We start from the raw sequence: 984 nt of genomic DNA, 5'->3' as shown, positions 1-984 counted from the left end.
TCACGCAGCGTTGTTGCAACGACGCCAGTTGCGTCTCCGAGTGCCCGGTCGATTGCATTCGCCCCACCCCGGACCAGCCGGAATTCGCGACGACCGAGATGCTCTACATCGACCCCGACACCTGCATCGACTGCGGCGCCTGCGTCGATGCCTGCCCGGTCGAGGCCATCTTCTCCGAGGACGACCTCACCGCCTCCCTGGCCCGCTACCGCGACATCAACGCCGCCTACTTCCAACGCCACCCCCTCGAATCCAACTTCGAACCCATCACCGCCCCCACACGCCCACCCAAAACCCTGGGCACCCTCCGCGTGGCCATCGTCGGCGCCGGCCCCGCCGCCTGCTACGCCGCCGACGAACTCCTGCGCCGCGCCGACGTCGAAATCGAGATGTTCGACCGCCTACCCACCCCCTACGGCCTCGTCCGCGCCGGCGTCGCCCCCGACCACGCCGGCACCAAAACCGTCGCCGAACTCTTCGAGACCGCCTTCCGCCGCGACACCCTGCAATACCACCTCAACGTCGAGATCGGCACCCACCTCACCCACACCGAACTCCGAAACCACCACCACGCCGTCCTCTACGCCGTCGGCGCCTCGAGCGACCGCCGCATGAACATCGACGGCGAAGACCTCCCCGGCTCCCACTCCGCCACCGAATTCGTCGCCTGGTACAACGGCCACCCCGACTACGCCGACCGCACCTTCGACCTGTCGAACGAACGCGCCGTCATCGTCGGCAACGGCAACGTCGCCCTCGACATCGCCCGCGTCCTCACCGTCGACCCCGACACCCTCGCCAAAACCGACATCGCCGACCACGCCCTGGCCGCCCTCCGCGAATCCGGCATCCGCGAAGTCGTCGTCCTGGGCCGCCGCGGCCCCCTCCAAGCCGCCTACACCACCCCCGAATTCCTCGCCCTGACCCACCTGCACGGCGTCGACATCATCATCGACGACACCGACCTCACCCTCGACCACACCT

Annotated in this window: 1 protein-coding gene; it reads left to right on the top strand. The window is 68.4% G+C overall.

The window, feature by feature from the left end; genetic code table 11:
• Positions 1-984 (top strand): 4Fe-4S binding protein (locus tag ON30_RS24110; RefSeq protein WP_040710413.1); only part of this gene is annotated, 984 nt, incomplete at both ends.

Origin of the sequence: Nocardia takedensis NBRC 100417 (assembly GCF_000308695.1) — a bacterium.
Classification (GTDB): domain Bacteria; phylum Actinomycetota; class Actinomycetes; order Mycobacteriales; family Mycobacteriaceae; genus Nocardia; species Nocardia takedensis.
This window is presented reverse-complemented; position numbering and strand designations above follow the sequence as displayed.